Here is a 3,680-nt window from a genome sequence, read left to right on the forward strand (position 1 = left end):
ACTTGGCATCTTCTGCAAGGTAGCACCTTGCATGTTGATGAGACGCCGGTAGCCCAGCTTGCTCCCGGCAATGGCCAAACCCACAAAGCCTATTTCGGTCGCCCTCGCGTAGCCGGTAGTACTGATCAAATAATCAGTGTATAAATTTAAATACTTTGTTTTCATGCCAGGAATATACGCTATCAGCGTGGGGCTGCGTAACATCAGTGAATTATAAAAAACTATCATGGAATTGCCACTTCCCTTCGTGCAATATTCAGGCTAGCCCAGTTATCAAGGCGAAGCTTTTTTCAGACGAAGGGCCCATGGGCCAAAAGCAAGAAGAGTTCCAGGTCAATACAACTGAGGCACCCCATCTGGATTTTGTAGGTGTCGAGACAACTATAGGCGAAGGGTCTGGCGAGCGTGCCTTCATTGCTTGGCAGTATGATAACAGTCAGATCGGTGGAGGCACTTCGGATTTTGGAATACGCGGAAGGCCGCTACGGATAATTTCTTCCGGCGGATTCGAATAGCCCTGAACCAACCTACTTAATGCGGTGGGAGAAGGTGATAAAGAACCCCTGACAGAGTTCAATGTTGTACAACACAAAAAGCGAAAAAAGCACATATGGAGCATCTAATTATAGTAATTTTTACTGCCAATTGAGCATAAAGTTTTTGAAGTTTTGCCCACTTGGCAGTTAATAAGAAATACAAAATGTATGCGAATGTATTATTGCTTGGATTTTGTTTTTATTTAAAATGGCTATTAGTTTAGTGTTTAGAAGTGTGTTTATTTTTCTTATACCCTGCGATCGGACCTATTACTATTACCGAAAGAGGTAAATTACTACCAGACCTAGATACCTCTGGGAAACATGGTTTAAATCAGGAGATTGCGCATATGTCAGCTCATATTTTCGACCAGAAAGAAACTGCCTTCGTGTTATGGCGGCCGCATAAAACGACAATTGCACCTAAACTTATAATTGGTCAATTTCAGGCAGGCAATCCACCGACGTTAGCCGGACGCCGGGAAATCAACCTCAATCAAGTATTAGGTCATACCGATCTGTGGCATGTTCGCGCCGACCAGTGCGGGCTCATTGACACACAAGTTTATCACTATTGGTTTGAAGTTACCGATAGCAGTCCTTTTCGCAATGGAGGTCGTATCTGTTGTACTGACCCTACCGCGTTTACCGTTGATTGGCGATTGGTCTCGGATTTGCTGCCGCCGCCCTATGACGGCAATGACCGGAACCCGGCGGCTGTGGTGAAATTTGAAGGTGGTAAGCTCGTGCCTTGCGACGCAGCGGGTGAAACATTTATTTCCGCGCCGAGAATTGCATTGAATAAGGCACCACCCAACAACAGGATCGTCATTTACGAGCTGCCGACCACTTGGACCCGCATTAACGTACACGGTGATCCCCAGATCGGTGTGGGAACATTCCGGGATGTGCTCGCGCTTGTCAATGCCCAGGCGGCTCCCATGAATTTTGAGGGTATACCGTCGTTGCAGCAAGGCCACAGCCATCTGACAGAACTCGGTATCAACGCCCTTGAGCTTTTGCCACCCGCCGACAGCTTCGTTGAACGTGAATGGGGATATGCCACCAGCAACTACTTCGCACCCGATTATAATCTTGGCTTCCCCATCAGCAACTCATCGCCGACATCAAACATTGATTTGATTCAACTTGTTACCGCATGCCATGAACGAGGTATTCGTTTCTTTGTCGATGTGGTAATGGCTTTCGGTACGCGAGGGGCATTAGAAAATGTCAACTTTCCTGATTTTCATATCGACCCGAAGTTATCTCCACACGATCCCGAAACGCAACAATCTGGCGGGCAGGGGACGCGTGAAGGTTTCGGGGGCCGTCTGTGGCGATACGCAAGCAAGGTCCATGGCTATGATCCGGTTGAAGGTCTGACGGGCGATTTATATCCGGCCAGGCAACTGATGAAGGCCTACGCGCTGCGTTGGCTAGCGGACTTCGCTATCGATGGTATTCGTATGGATAGCGTCAACAACATCGCCAACTGGGATTTTGTGCAGGAATTTAAGGGTTTAGCTAGAGAGACTTGGAAAAATAAGGGTGGCACCGACGATAAGTTCATTGTAGTTGGGGAAGAGCTTTCCGTGCCGCTTGACTTATTGCATCAGAACCGCCTGGACGGTCTTTGGAACGAGGACTTTAAGCGCATGGTTCGCAATGTAATTTTGGGACGAAATGATGATAAAGAATCAAGCTTCGAATGGACGATACGGAAGCTGATTGACTGCCGTTTAATGGGTTTCCACGACGGGACCGAGGCAGTAAATTATGTGGGTAGTCACGATGTTGAAGGCTTTCGTAACGAGCGGCTTTATAACTTCCTTGACAATAATGGCATTGTATTCAAAGAGGAACGTATCAAACTCGCCTTTGCCTGCCTGCTGACGGCAGTGGGTATTCCGATGATCTTTGCGGGCGACGAGTTCGCTGACGAACATGATTTAAGTGTCAAGCATCCTCCCAAGCAGCGTGACGCTGTGAATTACGAACGAGTGGATGAGCCGTTCCGCCATCGTATTTTCGACTATGTTACGCGGTTGATTAAGTTTCGCACTTCGTACGATGCGTTATCTATAAATGACACCAGCTTTATTCACGTCGATTTCAACGACAACAAACGCGTGGTCGTGTGGTGTCGGGGTCGACCATCCAGTGACAGCCAAGTAGTAGTCATTGCAAACTTCTCCGATTTCATAACGATGAACGCAAATCATCCAAGTGCGGAGTATCGCGTGCACAATTGGCCATCCACACCCCCTGGTAAGAAATGGCGCGAGATTACCCAGAGTCGTGATGTCCCCGCTGAATGGATTGGATGCGAGCCGATTTTTCCTTGGGAAGCTAAAGTCTACGCGTTATTTGACATATGACAAAATACTTAAGTGGTTGTTTGAATATAGCTAACAAAATTAATCGCGCTATTGATATTCAAGCATTGCCGTCCGGTATGAATGCGAATTTCACGGTCCTGGTCGCGTTTGAGCCATCCGTAACCGGCTACCGGGTGAGTGGCATCCATGAAATAAATAGGGTCTTCAGGCGCTTTATTTACCTTGAGCGCTTCATAGCATTTTAGAAAAGCGCGTTGTTTCTCGGCATCAGCCTTAACTGGCACCAGCTTTGGTTTTTTATAAACATAGCCCCTTCGGCATAATAGTTGGATTATGCCGCTTTCGCTGTAAGAGACATTTCAGTGCTGATCTAATGCTTGCCTTTGCAGCTCATTCAGAAAAGACTTGCTGCCACCAACCTCAAACTTCCGGAGAGCAGAGCAGGCAAGCCTCCCTTGCGATAACGCTTATAGTGATTACACACAGCTTCCCGATCAATTATGAGGGCTTCAGCCACTTAAGTAACCGACCAGCCTTTGCCTAATAGTTAGACGGTTTTTATCCGGTCAGCATAACGCTTATCTGATGTACCACGGTGTGCCAATTCTAAATAAATAAGGTAATCCCCCGGCTATGCCGGGGGACTATTAAAGGTTTGACCGTGTGATACGGTCACCGTGATTCTTTTAGCTTGATCAAGAGCTAGGAGAATCAAATGAGAGATTATCAGAGTTTGGCCCATACGACATGGGACTGTAAGTACCATATCGTATTTATTCCGAAAATAAGGAAGAAAGTGATA

3 protein-coding genes and 2 pseudogenes are annotated in these 3,680 nt (G+C 47.0%); 3 read left to right on the forward strand and 2 right to left on the reverse strand.

The window, feature by feature from the left end; genetic code table 11:
• Nucleotides 1-228: hypothetical protein (locus tag BM122_RS25760; protein WP_177198245.1), on the reverse strand; the 228-nt coding region annotated here is incomplete at its 3' end.
• 77 nt (nucleotides 229-305) lie between these two features.
• Here BM122_RS25760 and BM122_RS20670 point away from each other — a divergent pair.
• Together BM122_RS20670 and BM122_RS20675 are read left to right on the forward strand one after the other, a co-directional pair.
• Nucleotides 306-515, forward strand: a complete 210-nt coding sequence (locus BM122_RS20670; RefSeq protein ID WP_074907491.1) for a hypothetical protein — start codon at nucleotides 306-308, stop codon at nucleotides 513-515.
• A gap of 371 nt (nucleotides 516-886) precedes the next feature.
• On the forward strand, nucleotides 887-2,917 hold the full coding sequence (locus tag BM122_RS20675) for an alpha-amylase family glycosyl hydrolase (protein ID WP_074907493.1): 2,031 nt from the start codon (nucleotides 887-889) through the stop codon (nucleotides 2,915-2,917).
• A gap of 8 nt (nucleotides 2,918-2,925) precedes the next feature.
• Here BM122_RS20675 and BM122_RS20680 read toward each other — a convergent pair.
• Nucleotides 2,926-3,222 (reverse strand): annotated as a pseudogene (locus tag BM122_RS20680) (helix-turn-helix domain-containing protein); the annotation flags it as partial.
• 371 nt (nucleotides 3,223-3,593) lie between these two features.
• Here BM122_RS20680 and BM122_RS20685 point away from each other — a divergent pair.
• Nucleotides 3,594-3,680, forward strand: a pseudogene (locus tag BM122_RS20685) (IS200/IS605 family transposase); the annotation flags it as partial.

Origin of the sequence: Nitrosomonas communis, assembly GCF_900114745.1 — a bacterium.
Lineage (GTDB): Bacteria > Pseudomonadota > Gammaproteobacteria > Burkholderiales > Nitrosomonadaceae > Nitrosomonas > Nitrosomonas communis_A.